26 protein-coding genes are annotated in these 24,743 nt (G+C 27.9%); 1 reads left to right on the forward strand and 25 read right to left on the reverse strand.

All coding sequences use genetic code 11. The annotated features are described in order from the left end of the window. Nucleotides 1-228: 228 nt before the first annotated feature. The 23 genes from NGI68_RS01370 to mraZ form a co-directional block, all read right to left on the reverse strand. Complete coding sequence (locus tag NGI68_RS01370) at nt 229-1,146, reverse strand: RluA family pseudouridine synthase (protein ID WP_251859690.1); 918 nt, start codon at nt 1,144-1,146, stop codon at nt 229-231. A gap of 3 nt (nt 1,147-1,149) precedes the next feature. After that, on the reverse strand, nt 1,150-1,593 hold the full coding sequence (lspA, locus tag NGI68_RS01375) for a signal peptidase II (protein ID WP_251859691.1): 444 nt from the start codon (nt 1,591-1,593) through the stop codon (nt 1,150-1,152). A 223-nt stretch (nt 1,594-1,816) separates the two neighbouring features. Then, a complete protein-coding gene (locus NGI68_RS01380; protein ID WP_251859692.1) occupies nt 1,817-2,437 on the reverse strand; it encodes a TraR/DksA C4-type zinc finger protein in 621 nt (206 codons plus the stop codon). Nucleotides 2,438-2,568: 131 nt separating this feature from the next. After that, entirely contained in the window at nt 2,569-3,369 is an 801-nt protein-coding gene (aroF, locus tag NGI68_RS01385; RefSeq protein WP_251859693.1) for a 3-deoxy-7-phosphoheptulonate synthase, read from the reverse strand. 101 nt (nt 3,370-3,470) lie between these two features. Continuing rightward, entirely contained in the window at nt 3,471-4,163 is a 693-nt protein-coding gene (locus NGI68_RS01390; protein WP_251859694.1) for a 5'-methylthioadenosine/adenosylhomocysteine nucleosidase, read from the reverse strand. Beyond that, complete coding sequence (gene aroB / locus NGI68_RS01395; protein WP_251859695.1) at nt 4,164-5,252, reverse strand: 3-dehydroquinate synthase; 1,089 nt, start codon at nt 5,250-5,252, stop codon at nt 4,164-4,166. Nucleotides 5,253-5,468: 216 nt separating this feature from the next. Beyond that, complete coding sequence (locus NGI68_RS01400) at nt 5,469-6,119, reverse strand: DivIVA domain-containing protein (protein ID WP_251859696.1); 651 nt, start codon at nt 6,117-6,119, stop codon at nt 5,469-5,471. A 15-nt stretch (nt 6,120-6,134) separates the two neighbouring features. After that, nucleotides 6,135-6,905 (reverse strand): YlmH family RNA-binding protein, encoded by a 771-nt coding sequence (locus NGI68_RS01405; RefSeq protein WP_251859697.1) that lies wholly within the window; start codon nt 6,903-6,905, stop codon nt 6,135-6,137. After that, nucleotides 6,906-7,181, reverse strand: a complete 276-nt coding sequence (locus NGI68_RS01410) for a YggT family protein (RefSeq protein WP_251859698.1) — start codon at nt 7,179-7,181, stop codon at nt 6,906-6,908. 14 nt (nt 7,182-7,195) lie between these two features. Next, the gene (locus NGI68_RS01415; protein WP_251859699.1) at nt 7,196-7,654 is read right to left on the reverse strand and encodes a cell division protein SepF; all 459 of its coding nucleotides are present in this window, start codon (nt 7,652-7,654) and stop codon (nt 7,196-7,198) included. Between the two features lie 21 nt (nt 7,655-7,675). Then, on the reverse strand, nt 7,676-8,347 hold the full coding sequence (locus tag NGI68_RS01420) for a YggS family pyridoxal phosphate-dependent enzyme (protein ID WP_251859700.1): 672 nt from the start codon (nt 8,345-8,347) through the stop codon (nt 7,676-7,678). A gap of 92 nt (nt 8,348-8,439) precedes the next feature. Beyond that, nucleotides 8,440-9,171: a DUF881 domain-containing protein gene (locus NGI68_RS01425; RefSeq protein WP_251859701.1), complete on the reverse strand. Its 732-nt coding sequence runs from the start codon at nt 9,169-9,171 to the stop codon at nt 8,440-8,442. Next, nucleotides 9,172-9,522, reverse strand: a complete 351-nt coding sequence (locus NGI68_RS01430) for a small basic family protein (RefSeq protein WP_251859702.1) — start codon at nt 9,520-9,522, stop codon at nt 9,172-9,174. A gap of 33 nt (nt 9,523-9,555) precedes the next feature. Next, nucleotides 9,556-10,269 (reverse strand): DUF881 domain-containing protein, encoded by a 714-nt coding sequence (locus NGI68_RS01435; RefSeq protein WP_251859703.1) that lies wholly within the window; start codon nt 10,267-10,269, stop codon nt 9,556-9,558. Nucleotides 10,270-10,279: 10 nt separating this feature from the next. Continuing rightward, nucleotides 10,280-11,050, reverse strand: a complete 771-nt coding sequence (locus NGI68_RS01440; RefSeq protein WP_251859704.1) for a cell division protein FtsQ/DivIB — start codon at nt 11,048-11,050, stop codon at nt 10,280-10,282. 322 nt (nt 11,051-11,372) lie between these two features. Beyond that, nucleotides 11,373-12,485, reverse strand: a complete 1,113-nt coding sequence (spoVE, locus tag NGI68_RS01445) for a stage V sporulation protein E (protein ID WP_251859705.1) — start codon at nt 12,483-12,485, stop codon at nt 11,373-11,375. Nucleotides 12,486-12,572: 87 nt separating this feature from the next. Continuing rightward, nucleotides 12,573-13,526 (reverse strand): phospho-N-acetylmuramoyl-pentapeptide-transferase, encoded by a 954-nt coding sequence (mraY, locus tag NGI68_RS01450; RefSeq protein ID WP_251859706.1) that lies wholly within the window; start codon nt 13,524-13,526, stop codon nt 12,573-12,575. 36 nt (nt 13,527-13,562) lie between these two features. Continuing rightward, nucleotides 13,563-14,951, reverse strand: coding sequence for a UDP-N-acetylmuramoyl-tripeptide--D-alanyl-D-alanine ligase (locus tag NGI68_RS01455; RefSeq protein WP_251859707.1), 1,389 nt, complete (start codon nt 14,949-14,951; stop codon nt 13,563-13,565). Nucleotides 14,952-15,053: 102 nt separating this feature from the next. Further along, nucleotides 15,054-16,511 carry a UDP-N-acetylmuramoyl-L-alanyl-D-glutamate--2,6-diaminopimelate ligase gene (locus tag NGI68_RS01460; protein WP_251859708.1) on the reverse strand — a complete coding sequence of 486 codons (1,458 nt, stop codon included), beginning with the start codon at nt 16,509-16,511 and terminating at the stop codon, nt 15,054-15,056. Between the two features lie 227 nt (nt 16,512-16,738). Further along, the gene (locus tag NGI68_RS01465) at nt 16,739-18,919 is read right to left on the reverse strand and encodes a stage V sporulation protein D (protein WP_251859709.1); all 2,181 of its coding nucleotides are present in this window, start codon (nt 18,917-18,919) and stop codon (nt 16,739-16,741) included. 15 nt (nt 18,920-18,934) lie between these two features. Then, nucleotides 18,935-19,432 carry a cell division protein FtsL gene (locus NGI68_RS01470; RefSeq protein ID WP_353505337.1) on the reverse strand — a complete coding sequence of 166 codons (498 nt, stop codon included), beginning with the start codon at nt 19,430-19,432 and terminating at the stop codon, nt 18,935-18,937. A gap of 92 nt (nt 19,433-19,524) precedes the next feature. Continuing rightward, nucleotides 19,525-20,454 (reverse strand): 16S rRNA (cytosine(1402)-N(4))-methyltransferase RsmH, encoded by a 930-nt coding sequence (rsmH, locus tag NGI68_RS01475; RefSeq protein WP_251859710.1) that lies wholly within the window; start codon nt 20,452-20,454, stop codon nt 19,525-19,527. Nucleotides 20,455-20,533: 79 nt separating this feature from the next. Continuing rightward, a complete protein-coding gene (gene mraZ / locus NGI68_RS01480; RefSeq protein WP_251859711.1) occupies nt 20,534-20,962 on the reverse strand; it encodes a division/cell wall cluster transcriptional repressor MraZ in 429 nt (142 codons plus the stop codon). Between the two features lie 457 nt (nt 20,963-21,419). Here mraZ and ychF point away from each other — a divergent pair, with 457 nt between their 5' ends. Further along, a complete protein-coding gene (ychF, locus tag NGI68_RS01485; protein ID WP_251859712.1) occupies nt 21,420-22,517 on the forward strand; it encodes a redox-regulated ATPase YchF in 1,098 nt (365 codons plus the stop codon). A 182-nt stretch (nt 22,518-22,699) separates the two neighbouring features. Here the strand turns inward: ychF and grdA are convergent, their stop codons facing one another. Then, complete coding sequence (gene grdA / locus NGI68_RS01490) at nt 22,700-23,176, reverse strand: glycine/sarcosine/betaine reductase complex selenoprotein A (RefSeq protein ID WP_251859713.1); 477 nt, start codon at nt 23,174-23,176, stop codon at nt 22,700-22,702. Nucleotides 23,177-23,216: 40 nt separating this feature from the next. Next, the gene (locus tag NGI68_RS01495; protein WP_502799372.1) at nt 23,217-24,704 is read right to left on the reverse strand and encodes a glycine betaine uptake BCCT transporter; all 1,488 of its coding nucleotides are present in this window, start codon (nt 24,702-24,704) and stop codon (nt 23,217-23,219) included. Nucleotides 24,705-24,743 lie beyond the last annotated feature (39 nt).

The raw sequence follows: 24,743 nt of genomic DNA on the forward strand, positions 1-24,743 counted from the left end.
TTTAATTTTTATTTTGTTTTCACTAATAAACATATTTTTATAATTTCTTCTTTTGTTCTTGTGATCAAAAATTACTTCTTTTGTGTATTATATATTCCTTTGTTACAAATTTATTTTATCTTCTGTTCTTAATTTTTTTTCTTTTGTTCTTGTTAAAATTTTTCTTCTGTACATATTTTCTTTTATCTTTTGTAACATTTATAGACATATATTATCACTATTTTATAATTAAATCAATTCATTTCTCAAAATTTTGACTATTTTTTTAAAATACTCTGGTACTTCACTTTGAAATTCTACATATTTTCCTGTACTAGGATGAACAAATCCTAATAATCTAGCATGTAACATCTGCCCTTTTAAATTAAATCTTTGCTTCTTATATCCATAAACTGGGTCTCCAACTAAAGGATGCTTTATATGAGTCATATGGACTCTTATCTGATGTGTTCTTCCTGTTTCAAGCCTGCATTCTACCAAAGTGTGACTTTTAAATCTTTCTATAACTTTATAATGTGTTACGGCATGCCTTCCATTTTTCACTACTGCCATCTTTATTCTATCTACAGGGTGTCTACCTATAGGCGCCTCTATAATACCCTGTTCATTCTTTATTGTGCCCTCTACCAATGCCATATATACTCTAGAAATAGAATGTTCTTTAAATTGAGCTGCTAAATTATTGTGAGATTTGTCATTTTTCGCCACTACTAATACGCCTGAAGTGTCCTTATCTATTCTATGTACAATTCCAGGTCTTGCTACTCCATTTATACCTGATAAATCTGTGCAGTGCTTTAAAAGAGCATTAACTAAAGTTCCCGAATATAGCCCTGGTGCAGGATGAACTACCATTTCCTGAGGTTTATTTACAACTATTATGTCTTTATCTTCATATAATATATCTACTTCAATATCTTCTGGTTCTATCTCAAGCAACTTAGGTTCTGGTATATTCACTTCAATATTATCTCCAAGTTTTAATTTGTAATTTCTTTTTTTTTCTTTATTGTTTATTAATACATTACCATTATTTATTATTTCCTGAAAATAAGATCTAGATTTATCTTCAAAAATCTGAGATAAATATAAATCTAATCTTACATTATCAAATTCCTTTTCTACTGTTAAAAATATCTTTTCCATAAATTACTCTTCCTTTAATATGTATATTACTAATAGTATAGTCCCTATAACCACTAATGTGTCCGCTATATTAAATGTAGGGAAATAATATTTATCTTTATAATGTAACATTATAAAATCTACTACAAATTTATAATAAATTCTATCTATTAAGTTTCCTATAGCGCCACTTATTATTAGTGCTAAAGATATTTTTAATAGCCTAGAACCAGGTTTATACTTTGTAATAAAATATGCCACACCTATAATAACAACTACAGTGATTATAGCTAAGAAAATTAATTTATTTTGGAATATTCCAAAAGCTGCTCCTCTATTTTCTAAATAAGAAAAGGTAAATAAATCTTTTATTATAACTATATATTTACCAGAGGCTAATGTATTCAGAGCCCATAATTTACTTATTCTATCTAATACTATACCTAATATTAATATAATTATTTCCACAATATTCCCCCTAAATTATATACAACTATAATTTGTTTAATAATATAGTTTATAAATTTGTTTAACACTTAAATTAATATTGTATACAAGCTATACTTGTGCTATTAACTCTCATATAAAATTGTTGTTATATAAAATATTGTTAAAACTCAGATGGAAAGGACATTCATTGTCATGAAAAACTCCATCTGAGCCTTATAATAAAGCACATTATAAATTGTAGTTATTCTAATGTGCTTTTATAATATTCATTACTTATTTTCTCTACCGGTTCTACATAACCTTCTTCTTCTAAATCCTCTTCTTCTTGTACATTATAGTATTCATGCATATTTTTTATTTTATTAAAAAATTCTACACTTTGATAACAATCTTCTGCATCGAATTCTACTTTTGTTGTCTTATCATTATAACCATATCCAAAAGGATATCCTAATACTTCTTCTTCAACAGGCCTTTGGATTTCATTAATATTTTTTTCACTAATTTTATCTTGGCATTTAATACAAAGCTCTGCATAAGGAACAAGTTCTAATCTCTCTTTTGGTATGTTTTTACCACAGCCTTTACAAATTCCATAACTTCCATCTTCTATATTTTTCAATCCATCATTTATTTTTTTTATTATAGATATTTGATTCTCTTTAAGTGCTAATCCTTTTTCTTTTTCAAAAAGTTCTGAACCTGTGTCTGCAGGATGATTGTCATAATTGGATAACTCCATATTTATAGCAGAATTAGAATCTATACTTTCATTATTTTTCATTTCCTGTAGTAGAGAGTTTACTCCTTCTTTTTCTCTTATAAGTTTATTTTTAAAATATTTTAAAGAATTTTCATCCATAGGTTATAAACTCCTTTCTCCATAGAACTTTTACTTTCTTAATGATATTTTAACTATATTTTTTTTATTTATTCTATGTAAAAAGATTCAAATTAACCTAATTTAAATTATTCTTTATATAATAACTATGATTATAAAATATTATTTATTTTCTCTACTCCCTGTATTAGTTCCTTCATATCTTTAATGTTTATAGTCTGTCTGGCATCAGATACTGCATCATCTGGATTCACATGACTTTCTATTATAAGGCCATCTGCTCCTGCTGCTATAGAAGCTAAAGACATTGGCTTTACATATTCTCTAAATCCTGTAGCATGACTAGGATCTACTATTATAGGAACTCTATATTTATCCTTTATTACTGCTACGGTATTAAGATCTAATGTATTTCTTGTATAGCTCTCAAAGGTTCTTATTCCTCTTTCACATAATACTATATTCATGTTACCTTCACTCATAATATATTCTGCTGCGTAAATCCATTCTTTAAGTGTAGCACTCATTCCTCTTTTTAAAAGAACGGGCTTATTTGTTCTTCCTACTTCTTTTAAAAGAGTATAGTTATACATATTTCTTGAACCTATTTGTATCATATCAATATAATGGCATGCTTCTTCTATATCTCTTGCATCCATTATTTCACTTACTATAGGCATATCAAATTTATCTCCACAGTTTTTTAAAATTTTAAGTCCTTGAAATTTTAAACCCTGAAAAGAATACGGAGAAGTTCTTGGCTTAAAAGCTCCTCCTCTTAACATGTGAACTCCTAATTTTTTAAGATTCTGTGCTATAGACATAACTGTTTTTTCATCTTCCACCGCACAAGGACCTGATATAATTACTTTTTCTTCTCCACCTATAATTATATCTTTTACTTTAACTTTAATATTCTCACCGTTTTTTTTATCTATTAACAATTTTTCCATTAAAATATCACCTACGAAAACTTCTTTTCTCTTTAGAATAAAATCTTTATGTATTTAAAATAATAATAAAATTATTTTAAATACACTGAAAACTGTAATGCTTATATACTTAAAAGCATTCTTTTTAATATATGAGTAGAATTTTTAATAGCTATACTCATAAAGTCCTCATATTCCATATGTGCTCCTATACTGGCGTTGTCTGATATGGATCTTATAACTACAAAAGGAATACTGTTTAAATATGAAACTTGAGCTATGCTTCCACCTTCCATTTCACAAGCCAATGCATTAAATTCTTTGCACATCCATTGAACTTTTTCTTTATCATTTATGAATTGATCTCCTGTAACTATTCTTCCCACCAAACATTTATGATCTTTTTCATCTTCAAAAGCTTTTTTCGCTTTTTCTATTAATTCAACATCACATTTAAAATCAAAAGTATCTAATCTTGGAATTTGTCCTATTGGGTCTCCAAAAGCAGATGTATCCATGTCATGTTGAATTAAACTATCTGCTACTACTACATCTCCTGGTAATACATGTTCTGCTGTTCCTCCAGCTATACCTACATTTATTATTTTATCCACTTTAAAATCATCTATTAATATTTGAGCACAGATAGCTGCATTTACTTTTCCTATACCGCATCTTACGGCAACTACACTATTACCCCAAAGCTTTCCTGAGTTAAAGGTCATATTGGCTTTAACTTGCTTTATTTCTGGTTTTAATTCCCTTAATAATAATTCTAGTTCCTCATCCATTGCACCTATAATACCTATTGTCATTTATTCTTCCTCCCTATCTATGCTTTCTTTCATAGCTTTAACAATTTCACTTTCTTCTACTTCCATTTTTACTTTTACTTTACCTTTTTTCTCTAATAAAGTAAATCTAATTTTGTCCCTATTTTTTTTATCATGTCTTATAGCATACAAAAATATCTTATAGTTGTCAACTCTATAGAAAAGTGGCAAATTTAACTTTTTATATAACTGCACTATATTCTTATATACGTTTTTATCTAAATTTAACTTTTTTTCTGATAACTTTAAAGCTACTAATACTCCCAAAGCTACAGCTTCTCCATGTGATATACTATAATTAGAATCAACTTCTATAGCATGACCTACAGTGTGACCAAAATTTAAAGAATTCCTTATTCCCAAATCTCTAAAGTCTTCTTCTACAATATTTGCCTTTATGGATAAACATTCTTTTACTATATAAATAAGTTTATCTTGTTCTCTCTCCAATATAAACTTAATATTTTTTTCTATGAAATAATCTAAATCATTATCTTTTATTAAAGAATACTTTATTATTTCGCCTAATCCATTTAGAAATTCTTTTTTACTTAAAGTTTTTAAAAAACTAGTACTTACGTAAACGAATAAAGGATTATAAAAATTTCCTATTAAATTTTTTGTCTCTCTGTGGTTATAACCTACTTTGCCTCCTATTGAACTATCCACTTGAGACAATAACGTAGTAGGTATGTTTATAAATCTTACACCTCTCATATAAGTAGATGCTACAAATCCAGTAATATCACCTACTATGCCTCCACCAAAAGCTATTAATACACTATGCCTATTAGCATGATTTTCTATTAAAAAATCATATATTTTGTTTATTGTATTAATATTTTTATTTTCTTCTCCTTGATCCATTTCAAATACAAAATATCTATTTTTATTTATAAATTGTTCTATTCTGTCTTTATATAAACTATATACATTTTTATCAGTTATTATAAATATATTATCTGTATCTTTTATTTTGTTTTCTAAAAGTATATTATGAAATCTATTTAAGTTATTATTTATGTATACCCTATGTTTTAGCTCTACACTTTCTAATATTATTTCTTTCATATAATTCCCCTACTTTCATATGTAAAGTAATTTTAAGGTTTAATTATAGTTATTATTAGTAATTTTGACATTCAGATAAATTTATTATACCATACACCTAATATTTTATTAGTATATTGAGACTACAATTTAAATTTTTTATTTATTAAGATTATATATTTTCAAATTTATTATATATATTTAAAGGAGTTTTTGCTATATGCAAAAACTCCTCTATTAATCTTCTTTTATATAAAAACTTTTTATTTCATTATTGTTTTTGTTTAAAAAAGAATTATCTATGGTAATATCTGAAACTTTAAAATTATGTTCTTTAGTTTCTGAATTATCCACTAAAGCTGCACCATCTTCAATTTCTATCTCTTTTTCTGATACAAATCTTTCTTCTACACCAGTACCAAGATTATAGTTTTTCATAAATTCTTTTTCCATTTCATAAAACATGTCCATCTGGGTTTTCATGAACGTTTTATATCTATTTCTAAATTTATTAAATTCTTGTTTTGTATACTGGAATTCATCATTTATTTTCATAACGTCTTCTTGAGATTTTTCTATAACTCTTTTAGCAGAATCATTAGCATTTTTTATTATTAAATCTGCTTCCTTTTGAGCTGTCTCCTTTGCTTGCTCTGCTGCATTTTGGGCTAATAAAAGAGTATTTTGTATAGTTTCTTCCATTTTATCATAATGATTTAATCTATCTTCTAATGTAATTACCCTTTCACTTAAAGATGAATTTTCTTTATACAGTTCTTCATAATTCTCTGATATTTTATCTAAAAATTCATCTACCTCTTCACAATTATATCCTCTCATGGATTTTTTAAATATTTTATTAGTAATATCCATTGATGTTATCTTCATAGAACACACCTCAAATCAAATAAATTTTTTAAATAATATTTTAATTCGTCCCTTAGCTGTTTCTCCTACCAAAGAATCCATTTTAAATTTACCATATCCTCTTATAGTAATTATAGAATCCTTATGTATCTCCTTATTTTTAGAATTTACTTCATCATAATCCACAAACACCTTTGAAGATTCTATTAGATTCAAAGCTCTATTTCTAGATATATTACATAAACATGCCACTATAGAATCAAGTCTATTAGAAGAAACAATAATACACTTTTCTTCAAAATTAAACTCAGGAATCACCTGAGTTTTTAAATCTACATTTTCTATTCTACAGGGTGCCTTAGCTATATGATTCAAATTCATGTTTACATATTCATATAAATCTTCATATATAGGTACATAACAATTATCTTGTTTTAAAATTAAATCTCCCATTTTTTCTCTCTTTATACCTAAAGATGTTAAAGAACCTAAAAAATCTTTGTGCTTTAAGTTAATAAATTTAGAATTATAACTTATTTTAGCCAGAATCAATGGAAAATCTTGAACATCGTAAACATTAAATCCTATAACTTTTCTTTCTGCATCCTTAAAAACTCCAAAAGTATCTATTTTCAAATTTAAAAAGTCCGCTAATTCGTGAGAAACTTTGCATATATTGTTAGTACAAAAATAAGATGAAAATAATTGTTTTCCTGTTTTTTCTGCTAATATGGCTTTATTATATATATCCAGCAACATACTCTTATCTTCTATATTTACTTTGTTTAAAAACTTTTCTTTATTCATTTATAAAAATCTTAAAATATAAAAAACTAAATTTCTTATAATATCTAATAAAACCAAAGCAAATATAGGCGAAAAATCTATCATCAAATTTGGTGCTATTTTATTTTGAAAATTCCTTGCGGGCTTCATAAGTGGATTTGTAAGGCTGTGTATGAAATTAGTAAAAGGATCCTGTTTTCCTGGAGCTACCCAAGATAACACTACATCAATCAAGATTGCCCCTTCTAAAAGCCTAAATAAAAGTGATATAGCTGTTATTATAGTGTTAGATACCATATTTGCCTCCAAACTTATTTATTCCAATTAAATATTCCCTTACTAGATATTAATTGACTTTTTAGTTCATTAGTAACTTCTACTGTTGAGGGTGCTAATATATAAACAGATTTTTCAACTTCTTCTAAACTGCCACCTAATGCATAACTTGCACCACCCATAAAATCTAATAATCTTTGGGCTATTTTAGTTTCTAAATCGGTAGTATTTACTATTATTATTTTTCTATTTTTTAGTTCATCACATATATCTACAGCTTCTTCATAACTAGTTGGCTTTATTATTTTAACCTTAGCTGAAACGGCTGTATGTATACTTACCACCTTATTATTTCTTTTAGTGTTTGAAGATATAAGTGGAGTTACTTCTTCCTCTACTTTTTGTTCTCCCTCTTCCATTTCCTCTAAATCCTCTTCTAAATCATCTTCTAGGCCTAGAAGTCCAGCCATTTTGTCAAAAATTTTACCTGCCATAAACATTTACCTCCTTAATAATTACTTTATATCATAATTTCTCTTTCCAAAAATTCCTTGTCCCACTCTTATCATGTTAGAGCCTTCCTTTATAGCAATAGGATAGTCTCCCGTCATTCCCATAGATAAGTACTTCATTTCTATATTGTTAAAGTTCTTATTCTGTAGTAATGAAAATATATTTTTTACTTGTCCAAAGTATTTAGCACATTCTTCATTAGAACCTTTAGGTATTATACTCATAATTCCTTTAATTTTTACATTTTTACATTTTTCTATAGCATATATAATATTTTCTAGTTCTTCTTCATATATTCCATATTTACTTTCTTCTTTTGCTATATTTATTTGAATTAATGCATTAGCTATTTTATCAGCTTTTTTATATTTATTTTCTATCTCTTCTAAAAGCCTAATGCTATCTAAAGAATGTATCAAATAAACTTTTCCTACTACATACTTCACTTTATTTCTTTGAAGATGACCTATTAAATGCCACCTTATGTCTTTTTTTTCTTTAAAATACTCTATTTTATCTACAAGTTCTTGTACCTTATTTTCTCCAAAATCTCTCAATCCAGCTTCATATGCTTCTTCTACATATTCTACTGGTTTAGTTTTGGATACCCCTATAAGAGTTACATCTTTGGGCAAGTTTTTCTTTATGCTATTAATATTGTCTCGTATTTCCAAAGCCATGCCCCCTTACAGCCTAATTATTATTTACTTTATAATATTCTGCATAAAATTTAAAAGTCCTTCAGAATTAAACACTTTTAAACTAATTATTTTTCTGTAGATTTAATATTTTTAGGTTTTTTATCACCACTATAGGCTGGTACTATTATTTTATCTTTTTCTTGTATATCTACATATATTTTTCTAACCATTAATATTTGAAGATATCCATCACTTCTAAGCATATATTCTCTAATAGATGTTTTATCTCCTATTACATCAATATAAAAAGGAGCTAACAGTTTTATTCCACCATTTATACCTATAAGAGTACCGTCACAATATACATCAGAAGTATTAGTTATTCTCTGTCCATTTAAGGATATAGCTTCTACGCCAGAATTTTTCAAGTCATTTATAACCTGTATAAGATCTGTATTATGTATTAACTTTAACTGATTTTCTTCGTAAGTTCCTCCTTCAAATAACTTCTTATCTGCATCTTTTAACACTATTCTTAATCCAGGTCCTTGTACAGCTATATTTCCTAACTGTAATCTATTTTCAAAAATTTCTTTTCCAACTTCCTCTCTTATTTCTTTTTGATCTGATAATTTACTTTCATATTTTTTTAACTTTTCGTAATAATCATTATATTTTTCCTTTAAGTTGCTGTTTTCTGAATATAATTTATTTTTTTCATTAATTGCTTCTTGGTACTGTTTGCCATTTAAAAAAGTTCTAGCATTTACCTTTTTAAAACTTATATTCATGGATATCAATATCCCTATAGCTATAGAAGCTATAAATATGAATATAGTAGCTTCATTATTTCTCATCTATTTCACCTCAGTATGAGATTTAGCTTTTTCTATAAGTATTCTCCTTATAACTCCGAAATTATCAAATATCCTACCTCCAAAAACTACTACAGCAGCTAAATATATAGGTACTCCCATTTTATCTCCTAAATAAGCCAATCCTGCTGCCAGTACTGCATTTCCAAAAAATCCCGATATAAATATATCTGCATGGAAATTTTTAGCAAGCGAAGCTCTTAAAGCTCCAAAAACGGAATCTAAACAAGCCAATATAGCCACTGATATATATGGTGAAAATTTATCTGGTATATTAACTTGAAAAACAGCTCCTATTATAATACCTATTATAAGACCAAAAAAACCTATCATATTAAAGGCCCTCCTAATTACTTTTAGTAGAAATTATTTTTCTTCTACAGGTTTTGCATACTCATTTTTATAAACTTTATTATATTTTGACATTTTTATATTATCCTTTTTTTCATACTTTACATCACATATAGCCTTAAAATCCACAAATACTTCTGGGAAATCTAATGTAGCGTATAATAAATCTTTATTTCCTATAGCTTCTATGGTTATTCTCTTATTTGGTGATACTCTCTCATCGTTAATCATTATATAGCTTCCAGCAATTCTTATACCTGTTCTATTAACTACTCTTATACCATTTATTGCTATAGATTCAGCTCCTGCAAATCTTAATTCATTTACCAAATAAACTAAATGTTTATCTGTTATTTTGTCCTTTGGACCAGAGCCAAATATATCTGTTATAGGATTTAAATATATTACTATTCCAGGTCCTTCTACATCTGTATTTCCTGTTAAAAGTCTTGTAGTTTTTAATTCATCAAGCAAATTTTTAGTAGCATCACTTTTAGAAGAAGCTTTATTTTCATAATCCTTTAATTTACCTTGTAATTCATCTATTTTTTTCTCTAGTTCTGTTTTTTCTTTTTTATATTGATCTATTGCTACAGTAACATCTTCGCTACTTTTACTTGGCATGTTTAAAGTCTTTTCTTGTTTTACTATAGATTTAAACTGATGAGCTAACATAAATCCAAGTATAGCACAAACCAATGCCACACTAATTTGTGAAGTTTTTTTCATTTCTTACCTCCTATTTTTCTATATAAAATACAGGATTACCTTCATAACTAACATCTAGATATCCTTTTTTAGCTTTTTTGAGTTCATCTCTTTTTAAAATATTTATAGCTTTATTTAATTTTTTCTCTAATTCATCAGATGTACCTATCTTTACACATATTCCTCTAGAATATATTTTAATATCTAATAGATTTGTTAAATCTAAATTATTAAAGAATATGTCAGATGTATTATCTTTAAGCAACACTCCAAAATTATTTAAAATTTTTACTGCTCTATCATCATTAGCTTTTAAAGGACTTCCTATTTTAGATTTGTTAAATTGAAATCCTTGTAAATTAACAAGATTCATATTATTAATTTCTTTTCTTTTTTCTAATAAACACCCATTTTTAGATATAACTAAGAAATCTTTATCAACTTTATTAAAGAACAAAGCCTCTCTTTCTTTAACATATATTTTCAATTTATTTGGTAACTCTTTCTTTACTTTTACATCATCTATGTATGGATTTAATGAAATACTTTCTACTACATCCTTTTTATTGGCATAAAATATATTATTTCCAATTTTAACGGCAGAAATATCTTTTATTACATCCTTAGATATATTAACATTACCTTCTACATCAATTGATTTAATATTAAAATAAGGTATTTTAAGACATAAAGTTATTAATATAGATATTAAAAATATAAACAATATTACTATTTTTTTTATTCTTTTTCTCTTTTTCTTTATTTTTATATATTCATCTGTGCTCAGTAAATTTTTATTCATTATTATACCTACCTAAATATTCAATTTGTTATAATTTAAGTCTAAATTTATTTTAACATTTTAATTAATATATTTCATTAAAAATTATTTACAATATTTTAAAATTAATAAATTGCTTGTCCATATTATATATTATATTTTTTAATAAACCTTTATCTAACAATTATTATTTTATAGAAATTCTTGTAATTTCTTATAATAAAATTATAGTACACTTCTCAATATAAAGCCAGTTAACTATATTATAGTATTTTAAAATTAATATTAATTTAATGTTAATTAATATATACATAAAAAAATAGCAACTAAAAGTTGCTATTTTTTATACAGTATTCTCATTTTGCCTGGATATATTGAGCAATATTCCCATGGCTATTAAATTTATGGCTATGGAAGATCCTCCATAACTTATAAAAGGAAGAGGAACTCCTGTAACAGGCATAGAACCTGTAACAACGGCCATATTTATTATAGCTTGAACTGCTACTATAGAAGTAATACCCGTAGCTAAAATAGTTCCATATGTATCTTTAGCTTTAGTAGCTATAACTATTCCTCTCCATATAAATATTGAAAACAAAATAACTATAAAGATGCATCCTATTAAGCCTAATTCTTCACCTATTATTGAAAATATGAAATCATTATGAGGTTCAGGTATATAATAGCACTTCTGCCTTGATCTCCCTATACCTACTCCCCATATGCCTCCAGATCCTAATGCTAATAAGGACTGAATAAGCTGATATCCTGTATTTTGTGGATCCTTCCAAGGATTTAGAAAACTTAAAAACCTAGCCACTCTAAAAGGTTCAAAATAAATACCGGCTACTCCAGCTAATGCAACTACAAACATTACAAAAGATATATGTTTAGTTCTAGCTCCTGACACATATAAAATTATTAAAGTAACTATCATTATAACTGATGCTATACTAAGATTTTTTTCTAAAAATACTAATCCAGCATAAAATCCTGATACTAATAAATATGGAACTATACCATAAGCAAAAGTTTTAATTTTTTCTCCTTTAGACTCTAAGCTTTTTGCCATATATATAACTATCATATATTTTGCTATTTCTGACGGTTGAATAGAAAGTGGACCTAATCTTATCCATCTTCTGGCTCCCTTTACTGGATCAAATATGAAAACCATCAGTAATAACACTATAGTTATAAGCATCAATTTTTTTGTATGTTTTTTTATTTTATGGTAATCCATTTTAATTGTAAAAAGCATACATACTATTCCTACAATTGCTGCTGCTCCTTGTTTCTTTAAAAAATAAGTACTATCTTTTATATGTGGATTAAAAAAGGCACTATAAGAACTAGCACTAAAAACCATTATTACTCCTATAGATACCAATAAAGTTATAGTAACAAAAAGAGTAAAATCTATAGTGCCTAATTTAGTTTTAGTTTTTTTCATATTCCAATAATTCCTCCTATTAGATTGCTTATAGGTTCAAAAGTAAAATAAATTCATATCTATAGCTACTATATTAACCTGCACTGATTATACTGCCAAAAAGGCCACTAAACATAATATTACTGTAACTATTGAAAAAACAGATACTACTTTAGTTTCATGCCATCCACTTAATTCAAAATGATGATGTATAGGGCTCATTTTAAATACCCTTTTTCCTGTAAGTTTAAAGGAAATAACCTGTATTATAACTGATAAAGTTTCTAATACATATATCCCCCCCACTATTACTACTAAAATTTCTAATTTTAGTATCATAGCTACTGCAGCCACTGCTCCTCCTAATGCCAATGATCCTGTATCTCCCATAAATACTTGAGCTGGGAATGCATTGTATCTTAAAAATCCTAAAAGAGCTCCTGCTACTACTGCACAAAATATAGCTAATGTATAATGTCCCATTCCAAAACTTATCAAAGCAAAAAATGTCATAACAAGTAATGTAACAGAAGTGGCTAATCCATCTAATCCATCAGTTAGATTAACAGCATTAGTGGTGGCTGCAAAATATATTACTATGCATGGTATATAAAATACTCCTAAATTTATACTTGTTCTAGTAAAAGGCAATATTATTGAAGTACCTATATTAGGATTATTGGCAGAATAATAGCCAAATATACCAGATACAATTAAAATTAATAACATTTTTTGGTAAGCTCTTAAACCTAAATTATCCTTATGAATAATTTTCAATCCATCATCTAAGGCTCCTATTATTCCAAAGGCTATAAAAGCATATAGAGATATCATAGCTTCATCCCCAGGCCTTTTTACAGTCAAAGCCATTGTTATTATAGATGATAATATAAATATTACTCCTCCCATAGTAGGGGTACCTGCTTTTTTTCTATGACTTTTTGGACCCTCTTCTCTTATATTTTGTCCGAATTTAAATTTGTGTAATAAAGGTATTAATATTGGTCCTCCTAATATAGATATCAAAAAGGCCAAAAGCACTGCATATACTATTCTATTCATAAATAATTGCTCTAAATTATTTGAGCAAGTCACCTCCTATTTTTCTTGTCTTATCCTTAGTTCTTCTACTACTTCTTCTAATTTCATAGATCTTGATGCTTTAACTAATATTATATCACCATCTCTTATTATATTTTTTATGTATTTTGCTGCTTCTTTATTATTTAAAAAGCTTTTATAATTATCTTTATTAGTTTCTTTGAACCCATCTTTGAAGGCATCATTAAATTCCCCTATAGAAAACAATAAATCCACTTCTTTTTCCTTTGCATACTCTGCAACTTCTCTATGAGCTTTATAACTCTCATCTCCAAGTTCTTTCATAGAACCTAATAAAGCTATAGTTCTTTTTCCTTTTATATTTTTCATTACATCTATAGCCGCTTTAACAGAATCCGGGCTTGAATTATAGCAATCATTTATTATAGTAAATCCATTTCCCTTAATAATATCTAACCGCATAGAAGTGGCTTTTAAATTTGTTATACCTTGTTGTATGTCATTATAATCCATATTTAAAGCTCTTCCACAAGCTATAGCTGTAAGTGAATTAAGAACATTATGTTTTCCTGGTACATTTACTTTAAATCCATTAAATTTAAGTTCTTCCTTTTCTGATATATCAAATTGTACACATTCTTCTTGTAAATTTAAATTAATTCCTTTAAAATCAGACTTCTTCTCTGTACCTATTTTCAGCACTTTATATTTATCACTTTCAAAGTTTGATAAAAGGTCATTGTCACCATTTATTATCAATATATTATCCTCATTAAAAAAATCTGTTATTTCTAGTTTTGCTTTTAATATATTTTTTCTACATCCTAAATTTTCTATATGGGATATTCCTATATTAGTTATTATAGCTATATCTGGTCTAGCTGCTTGTGCCATATTGTGTATTTCATTAAAATGATTCATTCCCATTTCTAGTACAGCTACATCATAACTTTTATCTAAGCTAAAGATCATAAGAGGAAGACCTATTTCATTATTGAAATTTCCTTCTGTTTTAAAAACTTTATATTTTTGTGAAAGTACGGCTGCTACCAAATCCTTTGTAGATGTCTTTCCTGTAGATCCAGTAATAGCAACCACTTTTATATCTAATTTGCTCTTATAATATTCAGCCAAATCTAAAAGAGCCTTGTTAGTATTATTCACCTTTATTATATAAGAAGATTTACCTATTTTATCTTCTGAAAAGTCTATCTCACTTACTATACATAAGGATGCTCCCTTTTCTATAGCTGATTGTACAAACTTATTACCGTTAAAATTTTCTCCCTTTAGAGCTATAAATATATCACCTTTTTTTATTTTTCTTGTATCTGTACTTACTGAATTATATTCATCTTTTTCTCCAGTTATCACTAAATCACCATTAACTGCTTTTAGTACTTCTTCCAGCTTAATATTTTCCATACTAACACTCCTATTTTCTAGAGTAATTTATTAATGTAATTTCTACAATATATTATTTTATATTCAAATATTCATAACTTTATTTGTTAAAACAAAAAATAACTAGTTATATTTTTGTTTTATTATTTCTTCTATTACTTCTCTCTCATCAAAATGTATAGTTTTATCCTTCAATATTTGATAATCTTCATGACCTTTTCCTGCAACCACTATAACATCATTTTCTTTTGCTATTTCCATGGCCTTTTTTATGGCCTCTCGTCTTTCTTCAACTACTATATAGTTATCTTTTTCTATACCTTCTAATACATCTTTTATTATAAGTGCTGGCTCCTCTGTTCTTGGATTATCTGAAGTTACTATAGCTATATCACTTAAGTCTGAACCTACTTTTCCCATAATAGGTCGTTTTGTTCTATCTCTATCTCCACCACATCCATATACACTTATTAATCTTCCCTTTGTAAATTCTCTAGCAGTTTTTAATATGTTTTCTAATCCATCTGGAGTATGAGCATAATCCACTATAACATCATAGCCCAAATTATGATTTTTAGTTACAATTTCACATCTACCAGGTACAGATGGCATATCTTCTAATGCTTCCTTTATAACTTTCAAGAAAATTCCTTCTAAAAGACAAGCACCAATACTGCCTAATGCATTGTACACATTATATTTTCCTGGTATATTTAAAATTATTGTTTCCTTTTCATCTTTAAACGTAGTATCAAATTTAACACCTCTAGAATGCATATGTAAATTTTTAGCTTTTAAATCACAATTTTTTTCTACTCCATAGGTTATTTTATTTCCTATAGTTTCTTCTAAAACTTTTTCTCCATAACTATCATCTATATTAATTACTGATCTTTTAGAATTCTTAAACAAGATCATTTTAGAATTGAAGTAGTTTTGAAAAGTTTTATGAAAATCTAAATGATCCTGTGTCAAGTTTGTAAATATACCTTCTTCAAATTCTACTCCATAAACTCTATCTAAATACAGTGAATGTGAAGATACCTCCATAACACAATAATCCACATTTTCATCTACCATATCTTTAAATAATTTTTGTAATTCTAAGGATTCTGGAGTAGTTCTATGTGACTCTATTTTTTTATTTCCTATATAATTAGCTATCGTACCTAAAAGACCTACCTTATACCCTGCTTTTTCTAATATAGCCTTCATCATAAAAGTTGATGTAGTCTTTCCGTTTGTCCCTGTAATCCCTATTATCTTTATGTTCTTGGATGGGTTCCCATAATAATTAGAAGCCATTATAGCTAAAGCCTTTCTACTATCTGGAACCTTTACTATAGTACAATCCTTATAATATGATAAATCATCCAGATTATTTTGACAAATAATTACTTTAGCTCCGTTATCATATGCTTTTTTTGCATATTTATGACCATCTGTTGCATATCCTTCTATACAAACAAATAAATCTCCATATTCAATTTTTCTTGAATCATATTCTATTTTTTTCACTTCTTTTTCATATTCTTTTATAAAAGAATATTCCAATGACTTTAATACTAAATTTAAATCCATTATAACACTTCCTTACCTTAGTCATATTTACTTAATATAATAACAATAAATCACATTGATTTTTGTAAACAAAAAAATTCCCCCTGAAGCTATAACATATTCTTATACTATTATAGTTTCTTATGAAAACTTTTTAAAGTGTATTAAGTAAATTATATATGTAGCTAACAAAACATTAGCATGCAGCGCACAGAACTCTGTACTACTGCATGCCAATTTTTGTTGTATTAATCTCCTATTGGTTCTGCTTTTAAGTTAACCATAGTTCCCTTTTTAACTTCTTTATTTGCTTCTATACTTTGATGAGAAATAATTCCATCACCTTCTATATCTCCTCTTAATCCTATACTATTTAATAAAGCCATAGCCTGTTCTACAGTATTTCCTTTTAAGTTTGGCACAATTACTACTTTATTATAATTTTCACTATTACCTGTGTAAAGAACGATTTTACTACCTTCTTTCACAGTATAACCTGGTTTAGGATTCATATCTACTATATAGTCTCCTTTAGATTGTATTTCACAGTCTAACTTTAAATCCTTTAACATTTTTTGTCCTTCTTCTTTTGTCTTACCTCTAACTTCAGGAATAGTTATATCTTTCAAAAGGCTTTTAGCTATATCTTCACCATCTGCATCACTTTTCAATGCCAGATAATTAAATATATCTTTAAATAGCCCTTGAGCTGCCGGTGCTGCTATTTGACCTGCATAATAATTAGAAGGATCTGGTTCATCTATAGAAAGAAACACAGTTATTCTTGGATTGTCCGCTGGTGCCATTCCTGCAAAAGAAGCTACATACTTGCCTGGCATATATCCACCTTTACCAGCTTTTTGCGCTGTACCAGTCTTACCACCTATATGATAACCTGCTATATACGCCTTTTTGCCTCCACCTTCTGATACTACTTTTTCTAAATAACTTCTTAATGTAGCTACTTTATCCTTATTTAAAATTTGTTTACCTTTCACATCATTTTTCTTCTCTATTATTTCTTTATTTTTTTCTTCATCAAAACTTCCCATCTCTTTCATCACATGGGGTTTTACAAGAGTTCCTCCATTAGCTACTGCATTAAATGCCTGTAGATACTGAACTATAGATAGAGTGTTAGCTTGACCAAATGATATAGTAGCTAAATCTATATCTGATATATCTTGCGTTTTCTTTGTTATTCCTGGAGCTTCCCCTGGAAGATCTATTCCAGTCTTCTTGCCAAAGCCAAATTTTTCAATATATGAATTTAATTTTTCTTTTCCTATCTTGTGACCTAATTGTGCAAAACCCACGTTACAAGAATTTTTAAGTATTTCTATAAAATTTTGAGTGCCATGCCCTGTAGTTTTCCAGCAGCGTATAGTTCTTTTGCCTATAGTTATGCTTCCATTACAAGTAAACTTATCATCAGATGTTATCAAATTTTCTTCTAGAGCGGTTGCTGCAGTAAAAACTTTAAATACAGATCCTGGTTCGAAGGTATCATTTACCGCACGGTTTCTCCAATTCTTTTGAAGTTCTTCATAACTCTTACCGTCTTGCCAAGGATCATTAGGATTATAATCTGGTTTATTAGCCATAGCTAATACTTCTCCTGTTTTAGGATCCATAACTACTACACTTACAGCCTTTGCTTTATTGTCTTTCAAAGCTTGTTCTGCTGCTTTTTCACTGAAATGCTGTATCATTTCATCTATAGTTAATATTAAATCTTTTCCATTCTCTGGTTTAGTATATTCTGAAATAGTATAAGGTAATTCCTTGCTTTTATTATCCGTTTCGGCAATTCTCACCCCTGGTTTACCAGATAATAAATTGTTATAGTATAATTCTACTCCTGTAAGCCCTTTTCCATCTGAATTTGTGTGTCCTAACACATGAGATAAAAAGTTATTATTGGGATAATACCTTTTTGTATCTGCTGATACCAAAACGCCCCTCAAATCTAAATCTCTTACCTTGTCAGCCTTATCCTTTTCTATTCTTCTTTTTAAAGTAGCGGACCCTAAAGGTAACCCATTAGGAAGTTTCTTTGTTAATATTTTTTCTACTTCTTTTTGTTCCATATCTAATGCTTTAGCAAGCTTTGATGCCACCTCACTATTAGATAGTCCTTTTTCTTTTATGGTAGGCCTTAAGGCATTCATATCTAAATCAACTCTATAAACATTAGCACTTACGGCTAGCTCATTACCATTCCTATCTAATATTCTACCTCTTTTAGCATCTATTTTCACTTCACTTGTCCACTGTTTCACTGCTAATTCTTTTAATTTTGGAGACTGACCTATCATTATAGTTCCCATCTTTATTACTAAAGCTATAAAACCTAAAATTAGAAGAGCAAATATAACTACCATTCTCTTTCTAATTATCACCTTGTCTCTGTACTTACTCTTTGACAATTATGTTACCTCCGTTTAAAACAGCAATTTCTTTAAATTAGATAAAAGCTCTAAAAACACATTATCTTTTTCTGAAACATGTACTTTAGAATTTTCTTTTTTAAAATTATTATAACTTAAATCTGCATATATTACTGAATCCTTACTAGGTGATATCATCTTTAATTTTTCCCCTGCAGTTTTTTCTATATTCTTCAAATTATTATAATGAACTAATTCAACCTTTAAATTTTCATTATCTTTTTCCACTTCTGATATCTGATTCTTTACATTACTCAAATCTTTTTGCATACTATATAACATTCCATATCTAGTAACTAATGCAACTCCTATTATAAAAGCTATAATAATACTTCTTAATGTTTTAAATTTCTTTTTTAAAAGCTTTTGTTTAACTTTCTTATTTCTTTTGTATTGCTCTTTTTTTCTCTTGTCTTTTTCTATCTGTGGATCATACTGTGGCTTTAAAACTGTATTCCCATTAAATGTATTTTTTCCTTCTAACATTACCAATTTATTCAGCCTCCTTCTGTTTTATAACTATATTTCTAAAGTATTAGATATAAAATTATGAAAAGAATCAAGTCTATATTAAGCTTTTATGCTTATATTCTTTCACACACTCTTAGTTTTGCACTTTTACTTCTTGAGTTCATTTCTTTTTCTTCATTTGAAGGATCTATTGGTTTTTTTGTTATTATTTTTACCTTTGGTTCTTTCCCACAAATACAAATAGGAAAACTTGGTGGGCACGTACAAGGTTTTTCTAATTCCTTAAATTTTACTTTCACTGTCCTATCTTCTAAGGAATGAAAAGTTATTATACTCAATCTTCCATCTTGATTTAATCTATTCACAGAATCCTCTATAGCCTGATTTAATATTTGAAGTTCCTTATTTACTTCTATTCTTATAGCTTGAAATGTTCTTTTAGCTGGATGTCCCTCTTTTTGGAACTTGGCTGGAATGGCCTTCCTTATTATTTCCACTAATTCTCCTGTAGTTTCTATAGGCTTTTTTTCTCTTTTTTCCACTATAAATCTTGCAATTTTTTTAGAAAATTTTTCTTCCCCATATTTTTTTAATATCTTATAGAGCTCTTCTTCTTCATATCCATTTATTACATCATAAGCTGAAAAATCTTCATCTCTATTCATTCTCATGTCTAAAGGTGCATCTTTCATATAGCTAAATCCTCTTGAAGCCTCATCTAATTGATAAGAGGATACACCTAAATCCATCATTATTCCATCAACCTTATCTATATTTAATTCTTCTAAAATGCTGTCTATATTATAAAAATTATTATGTACATAAGTTACATTTTCATAATCTTTTAATGCTTCTTTAGCGGCCTTAAGAGCACTAGTATCTTGATCTATACCTATTAATCTACCTTTATTGGATAATCTTTTTAATATTTCTTTAGAATGACCCCCGCCACCTAAGGTACAGTCTACATATATACCATTTTCTTTTACATTAAGTGAATCTATAGTTTCTTCTAATAATACCGATACATGTTTAAACTCCATATATATCCTCCTAATTTAATGCATTTACACTTATTTTATAATTAAAACCAAATCTAAATATTCTAAAATATAATTATTTCTATATTCCAAGCTGGCTCATCTGCTCTGCTATACTATCATAATCTATATTAGAGTTATTATATTCTTCCCATTTTCCCTTACTCCAAATCTCTATTCTATTGGAAACTCCTATACTTACTATTTCTTTTTGGATTTGTCCATATTCTAAAAGATTTTGAGGTATTAATGTTCTTCCTTGTTTATCTAATTCTAATTCATGAGCTCCTGAGAAAAAAAATCTTACAAAAGCTCTAGCGTTTTTATTGGTTAAAGGTAGAGTTTCTAATTTTTTCTGAAGAATTTCCCATTGACTTTTGGGATATACGTAAAGACATCCATCTAATCCTTTAGTCAATACAAAGTTCTTTCCTAATTCTTCTCTAAACTTGGCTGGAATTATAATTCTATTTTTTGTATCTAGGCTATGATTATACTCCCCTATAAACATATCTCCACCCCAATTGTTAATTTATGCTCCACTTTGCCCCACTTCAAACCACTATTAAGTTTTATATTCTATATTTTAATTAGAATTCCTTCTATTAATTTAAATATTTTTACTGTATTTTTTAAATTAATTTAAATATTAATAAGATTACTAGAATAAGGCTTTAAAAGAAGAATAATAATTTTTTTGAAATTTTATTTGTTTTTTTAAGGTATTCCTACTTATTTATATGCATTATAGTCATAAAAAAACAAAATCTTATTTAATATTTTATTAATTTTTAGACATATTTTGATAAAATGTTTTTTCCATTATATCTAAATATAATCACCCTATTGTTGAAATAAACTTTAGCCTTTAGTATAATTTAATAGGAAATTATAAAACTAATTTTTATAAATTTTTTATATTTTTTGAATTACATAAAGTCAATACACAAAGAAAGGACTGTACATATATGAAATTAGGAATAGTTGGGTTACCTAATGTAGGTAAAAGCACATTATTTAATGCAATAACAAAAGCAGGAGCTGAATCTGCTAACTATCCATTTTGCACAATTGAACCAAATGTTGGAGTAGTTAGTGTCCCAGATAAGAGATTAGATGTTTTAGAAAAAATGTATAATTCTAAAAAAAAGGTTCCTACAGCTATTGAATTTTATGATATTGCTGGATTAGTAAAAGGTGCAAGTAAAGGAGAAGGATTAGGAAATAAATTCTTATCTCATATAAGAGAAGTTGAAGCTATTGTTCACGTGGTAAGATGTTTTGAAGATTCTAATATAGTCCATGTAGATGGTTCTGTAGATCCTATTCGTGATATAGAAACTATTAGCTTAGAACTTATTTTCTCTGATATAGAATTAATGCAAAGAAGAATAGAAAAAAACAGTAAATTAGCTAAAAGTGGAAACAAAGAAGCAAAAGCAGAAGAAGCTCTTATGCAAAAAATAGTATCCCATTTAGAAGATGGTAAACCTGTTAGAACCTTGGAACTTACAGAAGAAGAAGGGCAATTAGTTAAAAATTATTTTCTTTTAACATCAAAACCAGTTTTATATGCAGCTAATGTATCTGAAGATGATTTAATGTCTGGAAATCCTGAAAATGAATTTGTGCAAAAAGTTAAAGAGTTTGCAGAAAGTGAAAGCTCTCAAGTAATAACTTTATGTGCAAGACTTGAAGAAGAGTTATCTACATTGGAAGATGATGAAAAAGATGAAATGCTTTCTGAATATGGATTAAAAGAATCTGGTCTTGATAAATTAGTTCAATCTAGCTATAAATTATTAGGTCTTATAAGTTTTTTAACTGCAGGTCAAGTTGAAGTTAGAGCTTGGACTATAGTTAAAGGTACAAAAGCTCCTAAAGCTGCTGGAAAAATTCATAGTGACATTGAAAAAGGCTTTATAAGAGCAGAAGTTATTTCCTACGATAAACTTATAGAATGCGGTTCTGAAGTCCATGCTAAAGAAAAAGGCTTCTTTAGACTAGAAGGTAAAGAATATGTAATGCAAGATGGAGATATTGTTAACTTTAGATTTAATGTTTAGTTAAAACAAACATTATAATTAATTGAGATTTGTATATTAAGATAAAAAATTTCAAATGAAATATTTAAAATAAGGGGCTGTCGCACTAAGAATAAATTCTACAATATATTGTGTTAACTTTAAACTGTAAAACAATATATTGTGCTTAAATTCTTTAATACGACAGCCTGTATACTCATATTCTAATCAGTGAATTTACAAAATTCTTCTCTTATATCTGTCATTTCTTCTATAATATCATCTATATCCAAAACCATTTCCATCATACCTATTTCTTCTTCATAAACTTCTTCATCTACTTCTTCTTTAAATTCTGGCTCTACAGCATGATAAACTCTTAGTCCTAACTGGACATTGGACAATGGACCTGCAAAAGTTGGATCTCCATTAGTAACAGTCTCTGCAGCAAGACCTGCTGCTTCTCCTTCTGCTGCACCTAAAAGTACTAATATATTTTCAGCACCATATTTTTCTGTTAATGTTTTTACTCTTTTTTGATTTTCCAAATCCATTGCTCCGGCGGCAGTTCAAACGAAACATTCTGTGGATGAGAAAACCACTTCTGCTTCTGTTCCTTCTATGCATTTTTCTATAGCTGGGCCTGGTATTCCATCCCTATCTCCAATTATTATTAATTTTTTTCCTTCTAATAAACTCATTAATATTCCTCCTGTTGTTTATTTATACCTAAAGTATATTCTAACTTTTTTCCTCTTTTAATGCTTTCATTAAAGACACACATGCAAAAATCATTATAAATATGAACGGAAATGCCGCTGCCACAGATATAGTCTGTAAGCTCTTTAATCCTCCACTTATTAAAAGAACTGTAGCTAACAATGCTTGTATTACTCCCCATAAAATCTTCTTTAGATTTGATGGATTTAAATCTCCCTCCGAAGTAAACATAGCAAGTACAAACGTAGCTGAGTTTGCTGATGTAATAAAAAATGTACATAAAAGAATTATAGTTATTATTGAAATAATGCTAGCTAACGGATAATGTTTAACTACTAAAAATAGAGCTGTATCAGAAACTTTGGCCATTTCTTTAAGCGCCGTTAGTGTCAAAGTATTCTTTAGATTAATTCCTAATGTTCCAAAGGATGCAAACCATATAAATGAAGCAATTGATGGAGCTATCATAACTCCAAGTACAAATTCTTTAATAGTTCTTCCTTTTGAGATTCTAGCTATGAATGTGCCAACAAATGGAGCCCATGCAATCCACCATGCCCAATAAAATACTCTCCAACTATTAATCCAAGCATTATCACCAAAAGCTTCTATTTTTAAACTATCCTTAATAAAATCTCCTATATAAAAACCTAATCCATTAGTTAATGAGTTAAATATTTTTAAAGTAGGTCCTATAAGTATGATTAAAATAAGAAGCAAGAATGCCAAACCTAAATTAATATCAGACAGTAATTTTATTCCTTTTTCGATACCACTCACTGCAGTCCAAATAAATATTATTGTAATAACTACTATTATGATTAATTGAACTAATGTAGTCTTAGGTATATTAAATAAAAAATTCATTCCGCTATTTATTTGAAGAGTACCAAGACCTAAAGAAGTGGCAACTCCTGCTACTGTGGCAAATACTGCAAATCCATCTATTAATTTGCCAATAGCACCTTTAGCTCGTTCTTCACCTATAAGAGGTATAAATATACTACTTATAAGCCCTGCTTTATTTTTTCTAAATTGGAAATATGCAAGAGCCAATCCAATTATGCTATAACTTGCCCAAGGATGAAATCCCCAATGAACAAATGAAGTTTTGATTGCAAAGTTGGCTGCTTCTGTAGTTCCTGGCTCTAATCCAGGTGGATTTGCGAAATGTGATAGTGGTTCTGCAACACCCCAGAACACTAATCCTATTCCCATTCCTGATCCAAATAGCATTCCAAACCATGAAGTCGTTTTATATTCTGGCTTAGAATCATCTGAACCTAATTTTATTTTTCCATATTTACTGAATGCTAAAATTAAAGCAAATACTACAAAGAAGAACATAGAAATTAAATACAACCAACCAAACTTATCTGATAAAAAAGTATATACTACATTACTGACATTTGTAAAATTTGTTGGAGAAATCAATCCCCATATAACTATTAAGAATACTACCAATAGAGATACTACAAACACTTCATTGTTATATATCTTTTTTTTCACCATAAAAACAGCCCCTTATTTATAATATAGTATTAGATC

It is taken from the genome of Clostridium sp. Marseille-Q2269 (genome assembly GCF_943736985.1).
Taxonomy (GTDB): domain Bacteria; phylum Bacillota; class Clostridia; order Clostridiales; family Clostridiaceae; genus Clostridium_F.

Excerpts from the sequence above, each read along its gene's own strand:
- NGI68_RS01405 (WP_251859697.1), bottom strand. The coding sequence starts at position 6,905 with ATGAATAAAGAAAAGTTTTTAAACAAAGTAAATATAGAAGATAAGAGT.
- NGI68_RS01455 (WP_251859707.1), bottom strand. The coding sequence starts at position 14,951 with ATGGAAAATATTAAGCTGGAAGAAGTACTAAAAGCAGTTAATGGTGAT.
- rsmH (WP_251859710.1), bottom strand. The coding sequence starts at position 20,454 with ATGGAGTTTAAACATGTATCGGTATTATTAGAAGAAACTATAGATTCA.
- NGI68_RS01380 (WP_251859692.1), bottom strand. The coding sequence starts at position 2,437 with ATGGATGAAAATTCTTTAAAATATTTTAAAAATAAACTTATAAGAGAA.
- NGI68_RS01430 (WP_251859702.1), bottom strand. The coding sequence starts at position 9,522 with ATGATAGGTTTTTTTGGTCTTATAATAGGTATTATAATAGGAGCTGTT.
- NGI68_RS01415 (WP_251859699.1), bottom strand. The coding sequence starts at position 7,654 with ATGGCAGGTAAAATTTTTGACAAAATGGCTGGACTTCTAGGCCTAGAA.
- aroF (WP_251859693.1), bottom strand. The coding sequence starts at position 3,369 with ATGGAAAAATTGTTAATAGATAAAAAAAACGGTGAGAATATTAAAGTT.
- NGI68_RS01440 (WP_251859704.1), bottom strand. The coding sequence starts at position 11,050 with ATGAATAAAAATTTACTGAGCACAGATGAATATATAAAAATAAAGAAA.
- spoVE (WP_251859705.1), bottom strand. The coding sequence starts at position 12,485 with ATGAAAAAAACTAAAACTAAATTAGGCACTATAGATTTTACTCTTTTT.
- NGI68_RS01390 (WP_251859694.1), bottom strand. The coding sequence starts at position 4,163 with ATGACAATAGGTATTATAGGTGCAATGGATGAGGAACTAGAATTATTA.
- NGI68_RS01370 (WP_251859690.1), bottom strand. The coding sequence starts at position 1,146 with ATGGAAAAGATATTTTTAACAGTAGAAAAGGAATTTGATAATGTAAGA.
- mraZ (WP_251859711.1), bottom strand. The coding sequence starts at position 20,962 with ATGTTTATAGGGGAGTATAATCATAGCCTAGATACAAAAAATAGAATT.
- mraY (WP_251859706.1), bottom strand. The coding sequence starts at position 13,526 with ATGAATAGAATAGTATATGCAGTGCTTTTGGCCTTTTTGATATCTATA.
- aroB (WP_251859695.1), bottom strand. The coding sequence starts at position 5,252 with ATGAAAGAAATAATATTAGAAAGTGTAGAGCTAAAACATAGGGTATAC.
- NGI68_RS01425 (WP_251859701.1), bottom strand. The coding sequence starts at position 9,171 with ATGAGAAATAATGAAGCTACTATATTCATATTTATAGCTTCTATAGCT.
- NGI68_RS01400 (WP_251859696.1), bottom strand. The coding sequence starts at position 6,119 with ATGAAGATAACATCAATGGATATTACTAATAAAATATTTAAAAAATCC.
- NGI68_RS01460 (WP_251859708.1), bottom strand. The coding sequence starts at position 16,511 with ATGGATTTAAATTTAGTATTAAAGTCATTGGAATATTCTTTTATAAAA.
- NGI68_RS01410 (WP_251859698.1), bottom strand. The coding sequence starts at position 7,181 with ATGGTATCTAACACTATAATAACAGCTATATCACTTTTATTTAGGCTT.
- NGI68_RS01435 (WP_251859703.1), bottom strand. The coding sequence starts at position 10,269 with ATGAAAAAAACTTCACAAATTAGTGTGGCATTGGTTTGTGCTATACTT.
- ychF (WP_251859712.1), top strand. The coding sequence starts at position 21,420 with ATGAAATTAGGAATAGTTGGGTTACCTAATGTAGGTAAAAGCACATTA.